This is a genomic window from Paenibacillus albicereus (assembly GCF_012676905.1).
Lineage (GTDB): Bacteria > Bacillota > Bacilli > Paenibacillales > Paenibacillaceae > Paenibacillus_O > Paenibacillus_O albicereus.
Genome location: NZ_CP051428.1, coordinates 2,935,964 through 2,951,861 on the forward strand (window position 1 = coordinate 2,935,964; position 15,898 = coordinate 2,951,861).

14 protein-coding genes are annotated in these 15,898 nt (G+C 62.1%); 5 read left to right on the top strand and 9 right to left on the bottom strand.

Going from position 1 to position 15,898, the window contains the following annotated elements; translation table 11 throughout:
* Positions 1–213: 213 nt before the first annotated feature.
* A complete protein-coding gene (locus HGI30_RS13040) occupies positions 214–1,410 on the bottom strand; it encodes an amidohydrolase (protein ID WP_168907953.1) in 1,197 nt (398 codons plus the stop codon).
* Between the two features lie 164 nt (positions 1,411–1,574).
* Here HGI30_RS13040 and HGI30_RS13045 point away from each other — a divergent pair, with 164 nt between their 5' ends.
* Together HGI30_RS13045 and ftsW are read left to right on the top strand one after the other, a co-directional pair.
* A complete protein-coding gene (locus HGI30_RS13045; protein WP_168907954.1) occupies positions 1,575–1,922 on the top strand; it encodes a YugN family protein in 348 nt (115 codons plus the stop codon).
* A 14-nt stretch (positions 1,923–1,936) separates the two neighbouring features.
* A complete protein-coding gene (gene ftsW / locus HGI30_RS13050; RefSeq protein ID WP_168907955.1) occupies positions 1,937–3,145 on the top strand; it encodes a putative lipid II flippase FtsW in 1,209 nt (402 codons plus the stop codon).
* Positions 3,146–3,260: 115 nt separating this feature from the next.
* On the opposite strand, the gene HGI30_RS13055 is transcribed toward ftsW, so the two are convergent.
* Positions 3,261–3,653 (bottom strand): Asp23/Gls24 family envelope stress response protein, encoded by a 393-nt coding sequence (locus HGI30_RS13055; RefSeq protein WP_168907956.1) that lies wholly within the window; start codon positions 3,651–3,653, stop codon positions 3,261–3,263.
* 176 nt (positions 3,654–3,829) lie between these two features.
* Between HGI30_RS13055 and cax the strand changes: the two genes are divergently transcribed.
* Positions 3,830–4,909, top strand: coding sequence for a calcium/proton exchanger (gene cax, locus HGI30_RS13060; protein ID WP_168907957.1), 1,080 nt, complete (start codon positions 3,830–3,832; stop codon positions 4,907–4,909).
* A gap of 87 nt (positions 4,910–4,996) precedes the next feature.
* Here cax and HGI30_RS13065 read toward each other — a convergent pair whose 3' ends face one another.
* From HGI30_RS13065 to HGI30_RS13080, 4 genes are all read right to left on the bottom strand, one after another.
* Positions 4,997–5,293 (bottom strand): Fpa/YlaN family protein, encoded by a 297-nt coding sequence (locus tag HGI30_RS13065; protein ID WP_168907958.1) that lies wholly within the window; start codon positions 5,291–5,293, stop codon positions 4,997–4,999.
* Positions 5,294–5,440: 147 nt separating this feature from the next.
* On the bottom strand, positions 5,441–5,683 hold the full coding sequence (locus HGI30_RS13070) for an HPr family phosphocarrier protein (protein ID WP_028596917.1): 243 nt from the start codon (positions 5,681–5,683) through the stop codon (positions 5,441–5,443).
* A gap of 114 nt (positions 5,684–5,797) precedes the next feature.
* Complete coding sequence (locus tag HGI30_RS13075; RefSeq protein ID WP_168907959.1) at positions 5,798–6,913, bottom strand: aminopeptidase; 1,116 nt, start codon at positions 6,911–6,913, stop codon at positions 5,798–5,800.
* A gap of 84 nt (positions 6,914–6,997) precedes the next feature.
* On the bottom strand, positions 6,998–7,636 hold the full coding sequence (locus HGI30_RS13080; protein WP_168907960.1) for a hypothetical protein: 639 nt from the start codon (positions 7,634–7,636) through the stop codon (positions 6,998–7,000).
* Positions 7,637–7,925: 289 nt separating this feature from the next.
* Here HGI30_RS13080 and rpsD point away from each other — a divergent pair, with 289 nt between their 5' ends.
* Positions 7,926–8,531, top strand: coding sequence for a 30S ribosomal protein S4 (gene rpsD, locus HGI30_RS13085; protein ID WP_168907961.1), 606 nt, complete (start codon positions 7,926–7,928; stop codon positions 8,529–8,531).
* Between the two features lie 135 nt (positions 8,532–8,666).
* Here the strand turns inward: rpsD and HGI30_RS13090 are convergent, their stop codons facing one another.
* The 3 genes from HGI30_RS13090 to tyrS all read right to left on the bottom strand — a co-directional run bounded on the left by HGI30_RS13090 (position 8,667) and on the right by tyrS (position 12,126).
* A complete protein-coding gene (locus HGI30_RS13090; protein ID WP_168907962.1) occupies positions 8,667–10,208 on the bottom strand; it encodes a flotillin lipid rafts scaffold protein FloT in 1,542 nt (513 codons plus the stop codon).
* A complete protein-coding gene (locus HGI30_RS13095; RefSeq protein ID WP_168907963.1) occupies positions 10,208–10,747 on the bottom strand; it encodes an NfeD family protein in 540 nt (179 codons plus the stop codon). The genes HGI30_RS13090 and HGI30_RS13095 overlap by 1 nt, the downstream gene beginning before the upstream one ends.
* 95 nt (positions 10,748–10,842) lie before the next feature.
* Positions 10,843–12,126, bottom strand: coding sequence for a tyrosine--tRNA ligase (gene tyrS / locus HGI30_RS13100; RefSeq protein WP_168907964.1), 1,284 nt, complete (start codon positions 12,124–12,126; stop codon positions 10,843–10,845).
* Positions 12,127–12,635: 509 nt separating this feature from the next.
* On the opposite strand from tyrS, the gene HGI30_RS13105 reads away from it, so the two are divergent.
* Entirely contained in the window at positions 12,636–15,749 is a 3,114-nt protein-coding gene (locus HGI30_RS13105) for a transglycosylase domain-containing protein (RefSeq protein ID WP_168907965.1), read from the top strand.
* The last annotated feature ends 149 nt before the right edge of the window (positions 15,750–15,898 follow it).

Sequence of the window (15,898 nt, forward strand, 5' to 3'; positions counted from 1 at the left end):
TGGCCTGATTTTATGCCCCGCAGCCCTATTCCCTTGCTCCCCGCCGCAGCCGCCGGAACGCCGAAAAGCCCCTTCTTCCGCCGATGAGGCAGAAAAAAGGGCTCCCCTGAAATGAATTGCGGCGACCTCCGAGCAAGACGCCGGGTTCCCGGATGAAACGCAGCCGCCATGATGCGCGTCCTCTTCCAGGGAACGGTCCTCTCCTCGATGCGGTCAGCCGTTCGCCTCGGCGTACGACTCCGCGCAGCCGATGAGCAGCAGCGCAGCCTGCTTCATGGAGCTCTCGTCGATCTCGAAGCGCGGATGGTGATGCGGATAGGCGGCGCCGAGCTGCGGATTGCCGGCCCCCACGAACACGAAGCAGCCGGGAACCTTCTCCAAATAATAGGCGAAATCCTCGCCCGCCGTAATGAGTCCCGACGTGCCTGCCGCCTGCTCCCCGAACAGCTCTGCCGCCGTCCTCAGGCAGCGCGCCGCCTCGGCCTCGTCGTTGATGACCGGCGGATAGCCCTCGCGGTAGTCGAGCCGGCCCTCGGTGCCGTAGGCGGCGCAGACGCTGCGCGCCATGTCCTGGATGCGGGCCCGGATCTGGTCGCGCACGCCGAGATCGAACGAGCGCACCGTCCCCTTGAGCCGGCAGCGGCCGGCAATGATGTTGCTCGCTTCTCCCGCCTGGAACGAGCCGATCGTCACGACCGCGGTGTCGAGCGGGCTGACGTTGCGGCTGACGATCGTCTGCAGCGCCTGCACGAGCGCCGAGCCCGCGACGATCGTGTCGGCCGCATGCTGCGGCATGCCGCCATGGCCGCCGCGCCCGATGATGTCGATCGTGAACTCGTCCACGCCGGCCATGAACGCGCCGGCCTTCGTCTCGACCCGGCCCGCCGGGAGCGGGCTCCACAGATGCACGCCGTAGATGGCGTCGACGCCGCTCAGCGCGCCGTCCTCGATCATCGGCTTCGCGCCGCCGGGCGTCAGCTCCTCCGCCGGCTGGAACAGCAGGCGGCGCGTTCCCTTGAACGCGCCCTGCAGCGACTCGTAGTAGGCCGCGACGCCGAGCAGGCCGGCCGTATGCGCGTCATGGCCGCAGGCGTGCATGACGCCGGGCACCGTCGAGGCATAGTCCGCGCCTGTCTCCTCCTCGATCGGCAGCGCGTCCATGTCCGCGCGCAGGGCGACGGCAGGGCCTGGATCGCGGCCTGTCCACTCCGCGACGATGCCGTGGCCGCCGACGGCGGTCCGCACGCTCCGGCAGCCGATCTCGGCCAGCCGCTCCGCGATCCAGGCCGATGTCCGCGCTTCCTGGAAGCTCAGCTCCGGATGGCGGTGAAGATGGCGCCGATGCTCCACCATCCGCGGCATGAGCCGCTCCAGCGCCAGCTCCGCCTCCAGGCGTCTTTGGTTGTCCATTCCCATCTCCTCCTCGCTCTCACGGACTAGTGTACCAGAAGGCCGCCCGGGGGAGATAGAGCGCCGTTTCAAAAAACCCGCGCCCTTGCGCTGGACTTTGAAACATACTAATATGAATGTTGTACGTGTATACAGTCTTTGCCAAGCTGCTGAGGAGGATATTCATGATTATTGAAAACACCGGCCTTGACGGAATGAAGAGCGATTTGGCTCACCTGGACGAGAGCGCGGAAAGTCTCGGATTCGTCCGCTGGCAGTGGGAATATTACCGGGCTACATACGACCTCAAATTCGTCGACCGCAGCACGAACCAGGAATACTTCCTGCGCTTCAATACCCGCGCCGTCGAAGGCAAGCTGGAAAACCCGGCCGCCGTGCTCGCGATCGAGCATATCTACATCGGACGCGCCACCTTCCCGCACGGGATGGAGTATGAATCTGCCGTGCCTCAGCCGATCCTGAGCGCCGCCAAGCAAAAGCTGGCCGAGCTGAAGCAAAAACTCGCCGAATAAGGTGATGGTATGAAATGAAAGCAAACCCGGAAAGCCGCCGCGGCCGTCCGGACTTCCTGCTTCTCATCCTGACGCTGGCGCTGGTCGGCTTCGGCCTCGTCATGGTCTTCAGCGCCAGCGCCAGCATCGCGGAGGTGGACAGGCGGTACGGCTACGATCCGCTGCACTTCTTCAAGAGACAGCTCCTATTCGCCGGTCTCGGTACGGGGTTGATGCTCCTTTTGATGAACTTTCGCTATGCGTTCTTCAAGAAGGGCTTCATCCTTTTTTTCATTCCGGCCATGCTCATGCTGCTCATCGTCCCGTTCGTCGCCGATGAGATCAACGGCGCGAGGAGCTGGATCAACCTGTTCGGCTTCACGATCCAGCCGACCGAGTTCGCCAAGATCGCTCTCATCCTCTATCTCGGCTCGCTCATCGCCAAGAAGGGCGAGCGGTTCCGCAGCTTCAAGCGCGGCCTCGTCCCCGTCATCGTCATCGTCGCGGTCGTCTGCGGCATGATCATGCTGCAGCCGGACCTGGGCTCGTGCCTCGTCATCTGCGCCTGCGCGATGATGATGATCTTCGCCGGAGGCGCCAACCTGCGCCAGCTCGTCGCCTCCGGCTTCTTCGGCGGCATCGCCATCGCGGTCGTCATCGCGATCAGCTTCCTCGTCGACAGCAAAAGCTGGGCCTACCGGCTGGAACGGTTCACGAGCTTTCGCGATCCGCTTGCCGATGCGCTCGGCGCCGGCATGCAGGTGAGCCGCTCGCTGATGGCGCTCGGCCATGGAGGCTTCACCGGCGCCGGCCTCGGCCATAGCGTGCAGAAGGTGCAGTATCTGCCTTTCGCCTACAACGACTTCATCTTCGCCATCATCGGCGAGGAGCTGGGCTTCCTGGGCAGCAGCCTGTTCCTGCTCGTCTTTCTGCTGTTCCTGTGGCGCGGCATCATCGTGGCGCTCCGCTGCCCCGACGTCTACGGCACCGTTGTCGGAGCCGGCATCGTCTCGCTGTTCGCCATCCAGGCGTTCATCAACATCGGCGGCGTCACCGGCACGATTCCGATGACCGGCGTCACGCTTCCGTTCATCAGCTACGGCGGCTCGTCGCTGCTGGCCTCGCTCATCGCGATGGGCGTCATGCTGAGCATCTCCCGCGAAGCGAACCGCGACGCAGCCGGCCAGACATCTGCGGAAGCGCCGCTTCGGCCCGCGAGGCGGCAGATGCTGTCCGACAACTGAATGTTCCGTGCCTATCAAGCCCCTTTGCCGGCCTGCCGGACAAAGGGGCTTTTTCAACCGGATTGGAGACACGAAAAAAGCCTGTCCCGCTTGAACGGAACAGGCGAAGCTAACCCTACTTGACCAAACGGCTGCCGCCCGGGGCGGGCTCGTCCGCCGTCTCTTCCTTGAACAACACGCCGTCGACCTTGACGTTCACCTCGACGACATGAAGGCCGGTCATGTTCTCGACGGCCTCGCGCACGCCAAGCTGCAGCTGCCGGCATACTTCCTGGATCGGAATTCCGTACTGCACGATGACGCGCAGGTCGATCGCCGCCTCCAGCTGTCCGACCTCGACCGTGACGCCCTTCTGGGCATTCTTGCCGCTCAGCCGCTTCGCCAGCCCTTCGGAGATGCCGCCCGACATGGCGGCGATACCCGGCGTCTCGAGCGCGGCGAGGCCTGCGATCGTTGCGACTACGTCATCCGAAATCCGAATCATTCCCGTTTCAAGATCTTCCGCCACGACGCTCCACCCCTTCGTTTGACTCCACTTTCATCCATTGTAAAGGATGCGCTCTCGGAATTGCAAGAACGCGTAGAAGCCTCCCTCGCTCGTTTACTTTAGTCCTTGAATTGGTTATAGTAAGATACAGATTTTGCCGGTTCCCGACCGGCGCATTCTTGGATAAGAGGTGCCTTATGGCCAAGCGACGCCAGCTGTTCTACGCGGGACTCGTCCTCACGTTCGTCGTGAGCGGGCTCGCCCACTATCTCCATTGGAACGAAATGCTTCAGTTCGCCGTGTCGGCGATCTCGGTCATTTTCGTCGCCGGCTTTCTCGGTCAGGCGACGGAATCGGTCGCCCATTACGCCGGCCAGCGGCTGGGAGGCTTCCTCAATGCCACGTTCGGCAACGCGGCGGAGCTGATTATCGCGATCTTCCTCGTGAAGGCCGGCTCGTTCGAGACCGTCAAGGCCAGCCTTACCGGCTCAATCATCGGCAACCTGCTGCTCGTGCTCGGCCTCAGCATCCTGCTCGGCGGCCTCAAGTTCAAGGAGCAGCGCTACAACGTGCAGCTCGCCACCCATAACTCGACGCTGATGATTTTGGCCGTCGTCGCCCTCTTCATCCCGGCGACATTCGTCACGTCGGAGCATTTCAGCTTCCGTCAAGACCAGATCCTGAGCATTACGGTCGCGATCATCCTGATCGTCAGCTATCTGCTCTGGCTCGTGTTCTCGATGGTCACCCACAAGGACATGCTGTCCGAGATGGAGGACAAGGCCGAGGCGGGAGCGGACGCTCACGCGGATGAGCCGCTGTGGACCCTCAAGCGCTCGGTGCTCTACCTTGTCGTCGCGACCGTCATGGTCGCCTTCGTCAGCGAATGGCTCGTCGGGACGCTGCACAGCGTATCGGAGCGCTTCGGCCTGTCCGAGCTGTTCATCGGCGCCTTCGTCGTCGCGATCGTCGGCAATGCGGCCGAGCACAGCGCGGCCATCATGCTCGCGATGAAAAACAAGATGGGCGCCGCCGTCGAAATCGCGGTCGGCTCGAGCCTGCAGATCGCGCTGTTCGTGGCGCCGGTGCTCGTCCTCATCAGCGGATTTTTCGGCCCGACGATGGATATCGTCTTCACCCCGATCGAGCTGGCCGCCATCGCCGTCTCGGTCTTCATCGCCAAGGCCGTATCGAGCGACGGACGCACGAACTGGTACGAGGGCTTCCTGCTCGTCATGGTGTACATCATTCTGGGCTTCGCCTTCTTCCTCGTGTAGCGGTCACCGCCGCGAGGAATCAAAAAAGCGGCACCGCTGTCTGTCGACGCGGCGCCGCTTTTTGGGTTGCCTTCGGTTCGGTTCATCCTATAGAAGCTGGGATTTTTGGTCCAGCGCTTCGTACAATTGAGCCAAGTTGCGCTCCAGCTTGCTGATGATGGCCTTCCCTGCCAATTCCTCGATCAGGCCAGCCCGCACCGCAAAGTCCACTTCCCGGGAAAAACCGTACATCTGGGTATCCAGAACCTCTTCGTACAGAGGACATTTGCGGGTTGCAAGATTTTCCATCTGCACTTCGATGAGCTTCTCGATCTTGTTTGCGTCATCCTGCAGCAGTTGAACCGCCTTCTGATGCAGATGGACCAGAACTTCCGGTGAAGACATAGTTTCCCCCCCTGTGCGGATGTCTCGCCGTGGTTGTCATTGGTTTGCCTAATATCTCTAATAGTAGACGATTCGGGGGGAATACACAAGGACAAACAAAGAGGGCGGCTCTGCCCGCCTGACGGGTAGAGTCGCCCTTTGCCGGCTTTATTCGCCGATGATCGTAATGTTGAGGTTGTGCTTGGCGAATACTTCGGCAAGCGCCTTTTTCGCCTCGTCGGCGTCAGGCCCGTGGACGTGAAGCTCGTAGGAATGCGTACCCACCAGTGTCGTGAACAGACCGAGGATGCTCTTCACGTCGATGTACTTGTTTTCGGCTTGCAGTACGATCGACGAGCGGAACCGGCTGGCAACTTGGGAAATTTCTACGATAGCCGCATTGTTGGACATGGGTATTCCTCCCTGTTAAAAACATAAGAAAACGTTTCCTCCATCATACTCCGAAACGCTTCCCCGTTCAAGACGGACAGGTTATATTTACCCGAATTCCCTCTTGCGAACCATCTACTTCAATCGCTCGGGATTGAGTCCCTCCAGCTCCGGCAGCACGAACAGCCCGTCCTTGCGGATCAGCACGTCGTCGAAGTAGACCTCTCCGCCGCCGTACTCGGGACGCTGGATGAGCACGAGGTCCCAGTGGACCGCGGACCGGTTGCCGTTGTCCGCTTCCTCATAGGCTTGGCCCGGCGTGAAGTGCAGCGAGCCGGCGATCTTCTCGTCGAACAGCGTATCGTTCATCGGATGCAGGATGTACGGGTTGAAGCCGAGGCTGAATTCGCCGATGAAGCGGGCGCCTTCGTCCGTGTCGAGAATCTCGTTGATCCGGTCGGTGTCGCTGCTGGTCGCCTTCACGATGCGGCCGTTCTCGAACGTGAAGGAGATGTTCTCGAACGTCACGCCCGAGTTCACGCTGGAAGTGTTGTACGTGATCGTGCCCTGCACGGAGTCGCGGATCGGCGCCGTGTACAGCTCTCCGTCCGGAATGTTCCGCTCGCCGGCGCATTTGACGGAACCGATGCCTTTGATCGAGAAGCTCAGGTCCGTACCCGGTCCGACGATGCGGACCTTGTCCGTGCGGTCCATCAGCTGCTGGAGCGGCGTCATCGCTTCTTCCATGCGGCTGTAGTCGAGGTTGCAGACGTCGAAGTAGAAGTCCTCGAACGCCTCGGTGCTCATTTTGGCGAGCTGGGACATCGAGGCGCTCGGATAGCGCAGCACGACCCATTTCGTCTTCTTGACGCGGATTTCGGAGTGCACCGGGTGGGAGTAGAGCTGCTGGTACAGCTTCATCTTATCCTCCGGCACGTCCGACAGCTCGTTCACGTTTTCGCCCGAGCGGATGCCTATGTAGCCTTGCATCTGCTTCATGCGCTCCTGGTCGAGCTTCGACCAGAGCTCGATCTGCTCCGGAGTCGCGTGCAGCAGCATCGAACGAAGGACGGAACGGTCGCTCGTCTCCACGAACGGCCGTCCGCCGGCGCGGGCTACTTCTTCCACGAGGCATTTGGCCAGTTCACGCTCCGGGCCGATCATGTCGATCAGGATGTTCTCGCCGGGCTGGACGCGCACGGAGTGGCGGACCAGGTTGGCGGCTAATGTTTGCAGGCGCGGATCGCGCATGGCTGCATACCTCCTCGTATAGATGAATTCCGTACCCATCCTACCATGAGCATTCGCGCTTCTGCACGGCTAAGCGTTATTGCATCATGGTTTCGTATCGAAGCGGAATCGGAGCGTGCGCTCCTCCTCGGATCGTCCTTCTCCGGCCGAAAACAAGAGCCGGGACCGCTCCGTCAGCTCGACCGGCACGAGCCGGTGGCGATCGACGATCAGCTCGTAGCTCATGCCGGCCGCTTGCAGCGGACGGCCGGGGGAGAGCCGCTTGCCCTCCGCGCTCAGCCGCTTGCTCCAGAGCGCGGCCGCACGGCTGGCATCCGGCTCGATCATCAGCACCGCCTCGTCCCCGTCCGAGCGGGCTTCGTCCAAGCGGACGCTCGCCGCCTGATCCAGCAGCCCCTCCAGCAGCGCCGAAGGATTATAGCTGTCCTCGCCGCCGATCCGGATGCCATCGCCGGTTCGCGCCGGCGCTCCGTCGGCAGCCCCCAGCAGCCGCAAGCCGTCATGCCGGCGCACTTCGCCCGTCCAGTTCTCCTGCCTGGGAGAGCCGGTCTCGGTAAGCGCGAAGCGGTAGCTTTCCGGAGCGGACAGCCCCGATACGGCGAGGCGGAGCAGCTCTCGCGGCGAGCGCTCCGCGGAGGCGCCGGCGCAGGCGGCGAGCAGCGCTGCCGTCGCCAGGAGGACCAGCAGCGCCTGCGCGAATTTCCTGAGGACGAGCAAGGACATCGATACCACACCTTTCGTTCCTATTCCCTAGGATTCTCCCACGTCCTCCGATCCCTTATGCAGAACATGCGGCAGGGGTCCGATTCTCTTGACATGTCGAACCTGAATCCTTTAGAATTAGGTGTTGAATACAGGCCAACGGTTTTGTGACACCCTCATGGGTGCTGCAGCTGCGGGGGCAGCGGCTGAACTTCCCCTTCAGGTCATGGCTCGTCCATGTTCATGCAGCATTCGGCGAAACATTGGACCCTTTTCAAACATTCCATTTGAAGAAGGAGCTACACCCAATATGTCACGTTATACAGGTCCCAAGTTTAAACTCAGCCGCCGCCTCGGCATCTCCCTGAGCGGCACCGGCAAAGAACTCGCGAAGCGCGCTTTCCCTCCGGGCCAGCACGGCCAAGCGAGCCAGCGCAAAAAAGTGAGCGGCTACGGCTTGCAGCTCGCGGAAAAGCAAAAGCTCCGCCACATGTACGGCGTGAACGAAAAGCAATTCCGCAACCTGTTCGACAAAGCCTCGAAAATCAAAGGTATTTCCGGCGAGAACTTCATGTTCCTGCTTGAAAGCCGCCTGGACAACCTTGTCTACCGTCTTGCCTTCGCCAACTCCCGTGCAGGCGCTCGCCAGCTCGTAGCGCACGGCCACGTGACGGTCAACGGCAAGAAAGTCGACATCGCTTCGTACCAAGTCCTGCCTGGCGACGTGATCGGCCTGCGCGAGCGCAGCCGCTCCCTCAAGCTGGTCAAAGAAGCGATGGAAGGTCGTCATCACCTCCCGACGTACCTTGAATTCAACGAGCAAGCTCTCGAAGGCAAGTACATCCGCCTGCCAGAGCGCAGCGAGCTGAGCTCCGACATCGACGAAAAGCAAATCGTCGAGTTCTACAGCCGTTAATCCGGTCTGTAGACTCAAAAGCCTCGCGGCTTATGCCGCGAGGCTTTTTTGCGCGCTCATTGCGAGCAGGCTGGAAAAAAACCGTTCCCGCCGAAAGATTCAAGGCAGGAACGGCTTTGGAGCGGAGGATGGCGCTCAGGACTTCCCGGCTTCCTCGGCTGCCGCCGCGCTTGTCGCCGCCACGGGCAACATCGGCTCTGCCTTGGGAGCAGCCGCGGCTGCCGGCGGCACCGCGCGCGACGTCAGGCTGCGCATCAGCTCGTTGACGTCGATGCCGGCGACGCTCTTGAGCATCTCGGGCGCCGTCGCCATCAGGTCGGTCACGTAATTGGACAGGCGCGCCGCGCCGGCGCCGTTGCCCGTATCGACGACCGTCAGCTTGTCGATCGACTTGATCGGCTCCGCGACGTTCGCGGCCAGCTCCGGCAGCATCTTGACGATGATGTCGAGGACGGCGGCTTCGCCGAACTTCTCGAACGCCTGAGCGAGCTTTTCCTTCGCTTCGGCTTCGGCCAGGCCGCGCAGGCGGATGACTTCCGCTTCCGCCGAGCCTTTGGCGCGCTCGGCGTCGGCGAGCGCCTGGCCTTCGAGCCGCTTCTGCTCCGCCATCGCGTGGGCTTCGGCCTCGATGCGGTATTTCAGCGCGTCCGCCGCGCGGTACTGCTTCTCCTTGTCCGCTTCGGCCGCCTGAACGACGGCGTACCGATCGGCGTCCGCCTTTTTCTTGACCTCGGAATCATACTGCTTCTCGCGCCGCAGAATCTCCTTCGTCTCGAGATCGATCTCGCGCTCCTTGCGGACCAGCTCGACCTGCATCTGCTCCTCGACGACCTGCTGCTTGATGCGGGCTTCCTGGATCGTATACGCCTGGTCGGCATCCGCCTTGGCCGTATCCTGCTCCTTCTTGAACGCCGCCACCTTCAGCTGGTTCTCCTTGGACGCCTCGGCGATGTTCGTATCGCGCAGCAGCTCGGCCTTCTGGCCTTCCTCCTCCGCCATCGCCTTCTGAATCCGCGAGTCCCGCACGGCCTGGGCCTCGGCGATCTCCGCATCCCGCTTGACGGCAGCGATGCGCGGCTTGCCGAGCGCATCCAGATAGCCATGGCGGTCGCGCAGATCCTTGATCGTGAACGAGACGATCTGCAGGCCCATCTTCTTGAGGTCCTTGGCCGCGACCGACTGCACTTCCTGCGCGAACCGATCCCGGTTGCGGTACACCTCTTCCACCGTCATCGAACCGAGAATCGCCCGCAGATGGCCCTCCAGCACTTCCTGCGCCTCGCTCTTGAGCGCCTCGACCGGCTTGCCCATGAACTGTTCGGCGGCCGTCGCGACATCCTCGACCGAGCCTCCGATCTTGATGATGGCGACGCCGTCGGCCATGACCGGCACGCCCTGCTCCGTGTACACCTCCGGCGTGGAGACGTCCAGCTTCATCGACAGCAGCGACAGGAACTCCGCCTGCTGGAACACCGGCAGGATGAAGGCGCCTCCGCCGCGGACGATCTTGATGCTCCGGCCCGACTCGTCGCTGGCGACATTGCTCGAGCCGAGGAACGAACCGGTGACGATCATCGCCTCATCGGGACCGACCGTCTTGTAGCGAGCCCAGAAAGCGAGGCCCAGCAAGACGATGACGCCGACAACGATTGCAGGTATTACGAGATACTCCGGCATTACAGGTCTCCTCTCTCATTCATCATGGCGACCGAGAGCGCGTCCGGCTTGACCTCGACGACGACGACACGGCTGCCGGCCGGAATATCCCGGCCCTCGAAGCTCTCCGCCGTGTGGTTCGTGACGCCTGCGCCGATCCGGATCAGCACCTCGCCGCATCCTTGGGCGGGAATCGGAGTGATGACCTCGCCGATCGTCCCGCCCAGCTCCCGGACCGAATACCCGGATGACGTCTCGCTGTTCCTCATCGGCTTCACGTAGAAAAAGAACATCGCCATCGAGCCGGCGATCGCGATCATCGCCGCAAGGCCTGCGGTCGCGGCCGCGCCGAGCTCGGCATACTTCTCCAGCATGAGGCCGGCACCGCCGAACGCGGTGACTCCGCCTGCCAGCGCAGCCGGCTGGAAAATGCCTCCGGCATCCGCCGAGAGGAAATCCAGCGCTCCGTCGAGCGCCGAGCTGAGCAGGTCGCCGAGCACGACGCTGACGAGCGCGAACAGCACGCCGAAAGCCAAGCAGGACAAATACAGCGTCTCCATTTCACTCACCCCCCATTATTGGAAGCGATTGTAACCGCCTGGTCTTCTATACGTCGAATTCCAAAAAATGTTTCACTACTTTGACAAATGACCGGTCAACTGTTATCGAGGCTAATCCGCGCCATCCGGCGGCGTCCGATCTGCACGACGTCGCCGTCACGCGGACGCAGCTCGGCGGACGCATCATCCAGCCGCTCGCCGTTGATGCGGACGGCGCCCTGCTGCACGCTCCGGCGCGCCTCGCTGCCGGATTCGGCCAGGCCGAGGACGGTCAGCAGCCGAGACAGCCGGATCGTTCCTTCCTTCAGCTCCGATCCCGGAAGCGCCGCCTCTTCGATCTCCGACGGAAGCTCCCGCTGCTGGAACACCTCGCGGAACCGCTCGGCCGCTTCGTCGGCCGCTTGTGCGCCGTGGTACTGGCGGACGAGCGTCCAGGCAAGGCGCCGCTTCGCCTCCATCGGATGGAGAGAGCCTCGTTCCAAGCCGTCGCGGATGTCCGCCTGCTCGGCTTCGTCCACATCGGTCGCCAGCCGGAAGTATTTGGCCATCAGCTCGTCGGGGATGCCCATCGCCTTGCCGAACATGTCGGTCGGCCCCTCGGCGATTCCGATGTAGTTGCCGAGGCTCTTGCTCATCTTCTGCACGCCGTCGAGCCCTTCCAGGATCGGCATCGTCATCGCGATCTGGCGGCGCTTGCCGTACTCTTTCTGCAGCTGGCGACCCATGAGCAGATTGAACGTCTGATCGGTGCCGCCAATCTCCACGTCCGTCTCCAGCGCCACGGAATCATAGCCTTGCATCAGCGGGTAGAAAAACTCATGGATGCCGATCGGCTGCCCCGCGCGATGCCGCTTGGTGAAGTCGTCCCGCTCCAGCATCCGGGCGACCGTCGACTTGGCCGCCAGGCCCAGAATATCGCCGAACTGGAGCGGGGAGAGCCATTCGGAATTGTAGGAAAGCTTCGTCCGCTGCGGATCGAGAATCCGGAACATCTGCTCCTGGTACGTCTGCGCGTTGCGCCGTACCTCCTCCTCCGACAACGGCTTGCGCGTCTCCGACTTGCCCGTCGGATCTCCGATCCGGCCGGTGAAGTCTCCGATGAGGAGCTGCACCTGATGGCCGAGGCTCTGAAATTGGCGCAGCTTGTGCAGCACGACCGTATGCCCGATGTGGATGTCCGGCGCCGACGGATCGAGGCCGAGCTTCACGTTCAGCGGCCTGCCCTCGAGCACCGACTGCTCCAGCTTCTCCCTCAGCCCTTCCGCCGGGACGATCTCCGCCGCTCCGCGGGCGAGAATCGCCAGCTGTCGCCTGACCTCCGCCCGCTGCTCCTCCGTCAGGACTCTTTCCTCCTGCTCGTTCTGCTCCGTACCGCTCATGATGGGGTCCCCTTTCCGAATTGGAATGCAAAAAGATCCTTCTCTCCCAAAGGGACGAGAAGGATCAGCTCGCGGTACCACCCTTGTTGGAGCGTCGGCTTTTCCGCACGGAAAAGCCAAATCCGCTCCCACTTCGTTGACCATAACGGAAGACTGCTTCCGGGACCGGACTACATGCTGCGATCTCAGCCTCGTCCAGCCGGCTCCGGGCGGTAATTCGCGACAGACGCTGCGCACCGGTTCGCACCACCCACCGGCTCTCTGATCCGCTATGACGTCCGGCTACTGGAGGCCCATCCATGCCGTTCACGATATGCGCTTTCCGCAGCGAGGCCGGAAAAGCGGTTTGTTGCTGCAAGTTATATCATGCCCTCGAAGCGGATGTCAACCCGCCGCTTCGAGGCGCGCCTGCGGACATGCGGCGAATCGGAGCGAACGCTGCCAGGTCGTGCCGATTCAGGGCGCATGTGATATAATAGCTCTGTTCATTTGGAGGAGGATACGTACATATGGCTCAAGACCAGGAACAGCTCCGCAAGCCGCGCAGCGGCTGGAGGACTTTCGGCCTTGTCGTCTGGATAACGGTCAAATGGCTGGTTATATTCGGCATCACGGGCGCCTTGTTCGCGGGAGGCATCGCCACCGGCTATGTCGCCGCGCTCGTCAAGGACGATCCGGTGCGGCCGGGAAGCGAGCTTGAGGCCAAGGTCAACGAAAACGCCTTGACCGGTTTCGTCTACTTCAACGACGGAACGACGCCGGTCGGTCAGCTTCGAACCGACGAGGACCGTCGGCTCGTCGACTTGTCGAACATCCCGCAGTCGGTCATCGACGCCCTGCTCTCGACCGAAGACAGCAATTTTTATAACCATATCGGAGTCGACTACAAAGGGCTCGGGAGAGCCGTCAAGGAAAAGCTGCTGAACGAGGAGCGCCAGACCGGAGGCAGCACACTGACCCAGCAGGTCGCGCGCCGCGTCTTCCTCAGCCTCGACCGTACGGACAGCCGCAAGTTCAAGGAGATCCTGCTGTCGATCCGGATGGAGCGCTACCTGACCAAGGATCAGATCCTGGCGGCTTACCTGAACAAGATGCCGTTCGGCAACGGCTCGTCCGGCTACAACCTGTACGGCATCAAGTCGGCCTCCATCGGCATCTTCAACCTCTCCGACCTGAACAAGCTCAATCTCGCGCAGGCGGCCTATCTCGCCGGCCTGCCGCAGCTGCCGTCGGCCTACTCGGCCTTCAACGGCAAGGGCCTGTTCAACGAGACCGGATTCAACCGGGCGATGTCCCGCCAGAAGTTCGTCCTCTCCCGCATGCTGGAGACCGGCCGCATCACGCAGGCCGAATACGACGAAGCGCTCGCCTTCGACATCAAGAGCTCGCTCGCTCCGCATCGCGAGAAGGCGTACAACACATTCCCGTATCTGATGCTCGAGACGGAGCGCGAGGCGGCCGAAATCATCGCCCTCAAGCAAAATCCGAATCTGCAGAAGGCGGATCTCGCCAAGACCGAAAACGCCGAGATCGTGCAAAACGCGCGCGAGCAGCTGCTTCGCTCGGGCTACCGCATCTATACGACGATCGACAAAGTCATCTACAACAACATGCGGGAAATCGCCAATGATCCGAACAACTTCGGCCCGACGAGCAAGTCCAAGGGGCCGGAGCAGGCGGCGGCCATCATGATCGACCATCATACCGGAGCCATTCTCGGCATGATGGAAGGGCGCGACTTCAACATCGAGCAGATGAACTACGCGACCCAGATGATTCGCCAGCCCGGGTCGACGATGAAGTCCATCTCCGCATACCTGCCCGCGCTCGAAGCCGGACTCGTGCAGCCGGCGAGCGTGCTTGACGATTCGCCGATCATCCTGAAGGATGGGCAGAAGGGCTACCATATTCCGATGAATGCGAGCAAGAGATTCAACGGCCTGGTCACGGCCAGGGACGCGCTCAACCGGTCGCTGAACATCCCGGCGCTCAAGCTGTTCCTCGACAAAGTGACGATCGAAAAGGCGTGGGAATTCTCCCGCTCGCTCGGCATCACGACGCTGCAGCCGGAGGACGACAACGCGCAGACCGGCGTCATCGGCGGCCTTGCCAAAGGCGTCTCCGTCAAGGAGCTGACCAATGCCTACGCCACGATTCCGAACGGAGGCAAATACAACGATCCTTATCTCATCAGCAAGATCGTGGACGCTTCCGGACAAATCGTCTACGAGCACAAGCTGGCGCCGAAGCAAGTCTATTCGGAGCAGACCGCGTTCCTCATGACCGACATGCTGCGCACCGTCATCTCCGACCGGAGCGGCACGGGCTACGCCGTCACGAGCAGCTTCGACGCCTACGGCAAGATTCCGATCGCCGGCAAGACCGGCTCGACGCAAAGCTACGGCGACGTCTGGTTCATGGGCTTCAGCCCGGACATCACGCTCGGCGTATGGGTCGGCTACAAGGAGCAGAAAAATACGCTCGTCAAAGCCTCGCAATCCCGTGCGCGCACGCTTTGGTCCAAGATTATGAACGAAACCGTCAGGGACCGGCCGGATATCTTCAAGACGGATGCGTTCCCTCAGCCGGACGGCCTCGTCAAGGCGACCGTCTCGAGCGTCAGCGGCCTTCTGCCGAGCCCGCTGATCCGCTCGAACGGCATGCTTACGACGGACTGGTTCAACAAGAAGTACGTTCCGGTCAAGGTCGACGACGTGCTCGGCGCGATGAGCTTCATCCGCTACAACGGCGTCAACTATATCGCCCAGGACGGCACTCCCTCCGACTTCGTCTTCACCAAGACGACGATCCGGCGCGAGAAGCCGCTCGGCGATCTGATCGAGGAGATCAACAAAGCGCAGGCCGTCATGCCGGCCGAGTACCGCAGGCCGATCTCCGCGTTCATCCCCAAGGATGCCGAGAACGAGGCGCCTTCGAGGATGGATCCTCGACAGGATGACGGAGCGGCGCCGTCCGCTCCATCGAACGTGACCCTGGAGTCGCTCAGCGGCGCCTACCGCATCAGCTTCTCGGCCAGTCCGCAGAACGATGTCGTCGGATACCGCCTCTACCGCTCGTCGGGCGGCGGCTTCTCCAAGATCGGCGACTCCATCCTGGCCGGCGACTCAAGAGCGTTCGTCGACCGCTCCGGCGGCTTCGGCAGCACGTATTATGTCACTGCCGTCGACGTCGCCGGACGAGAGTCTGAACGCAGCCAGACGGTCAGTCCGGGAGGCTCGATCACGCTGCCTGGCCTGCCCGGCTTCCCGGACACCGGCACCGAAGAAGGCGAAACCGGCACCCCGCAAGCTCCGGAGCAGCCGGGCAGCGAGCCGCAGCCTCCGGCAGCCGTGAAGCCGTCCGGTCCGAGCGGCCTGAAGGCTTCCGGCACGGGCACCGGCGTCAAGCTCGATTGGAGCAGCAACAGCGCCGCGGAAGGGGTCACCTCTTATCAGGTGTACTTCAGCGCCGGCAACGACGGCAGCTTCCAAAACATCGGCTCGAGCAGCGGCACGAGCTTCGAATATGTCGCTCCGATCAGCACCGGCACCTTCCGAATCACGGCCGTCAATGCAGCCGGGGAGTCGGACTTCTCCCAAGCGGTGACCTGGTCGGCCGGCTGACCTCAGAGGCTGTTGTTGCTGCTGAGGCTAGAACGAAAGGACTGCAGGCAGCCATTGCCCGCAGTCCTTTTTTTCGTCCATAGGCAAAAAACGAAAAGAAGCCCTGCTCCTTGAGGAGCAGGGCTTCTTCGTGCAGAAGAATATAGATG

Excerpts from the sequence above, each read along its gene's own strand:
- HGI30_RS13040 (WP_168907953.1), bottom strand. The coding sequence starts at position 1,410 with ATGGACAACCAAAGACGCCTGGAGGCGGAGCTGGCGCTGGAGCGGCTC.
- HGI30_RS13045 (WP_168907954.1), top strand. The coding sequence starts at position 1,575 with ATGATTATTGAAAACACCGGCCTTGACGGAATGAAGAGCGATTTGGCT.
- ftsW (WP_168907955.1), top strand. The coding sequence starts at position 1,937 with ATGAAAGCAAACCCGGAAAGCCGCCGCGGCCGTCCGGACTTCCTGCTT.
- cax (WP_168907957.1), top strand. The coding sequence starts at position 3,830 with ATGGCCAAGCGACGCCAGCTGTTCTACGCGGGACTCGTCCTCACGTTC.
- HGI30_RS13065 (WP_168907958.1), bottom strand. The coding sequence starts at position 5,293 with ATGTCTTCACCGGAAGTTCTGGTCCATCTGCATCAGAAGGCGGTTCAA.
- HGI30_RS13070 (WP_028596917.1), bottom strand. The coding sequence starts at position 5,683 with ATGTCCAACAATGCGGCTATCGTAGAAATTTCCCAAGTTGCCAGCCGG.
- HGI30_RS13075 (WP_168907959.1), bottom strand. The coding sequence starts at position 6,913 with ATGCGCGATCCGCGCCTGCAAACATTAGCCGCCAACCTGGTCCGCCAC.
- HGI30_RS13080 (WP_168907960.1), bottom strand. The coding sequence starts at position 7,636 with ATGTCCTTGCTCGTCCTCAGGAAATTCGCGCAGGCGCTGCTGGTCCTC.
- rpsD (WP_168907961.1), top strand. The coding sequence starts at position 7,926 with ATGTCACGTTATACAGGTCCCAAGTTTAAACTCAGCCGCCGCCTCGGC.
- HGI30_RS13090 (WP_168907962.1), bottom strand. The coding sequence starts at position 10,208 with ATGCCGGAGTATCTCGTAATACCTGCAATCGTTGTCGGCGTCATCGTC.
- HGI30_RS13095 (WP_168907963.1), bottom strand. The coding sequence starts at position 10,747 with ATGGAGACGCTGTATTTGTCCTGCTTGGCTTTCGGCGTGCTGTTCGCG.
- tyrS (WP_168907964.1), bottom strand. The coding sequence starts at position 12,126 with ATGAGCGGTACGGAGCAGAACGAGCAGGAGGAAAGAGTCCTGACGGAG.
- HGI30_RS13105 (WP_168907965.1), top strand. The coding sequence starts at position 12,636 with ATGGCTCAAGACCAGGAACAGCTCCGCAAGCCGCGCAGCGGCTGGAGG.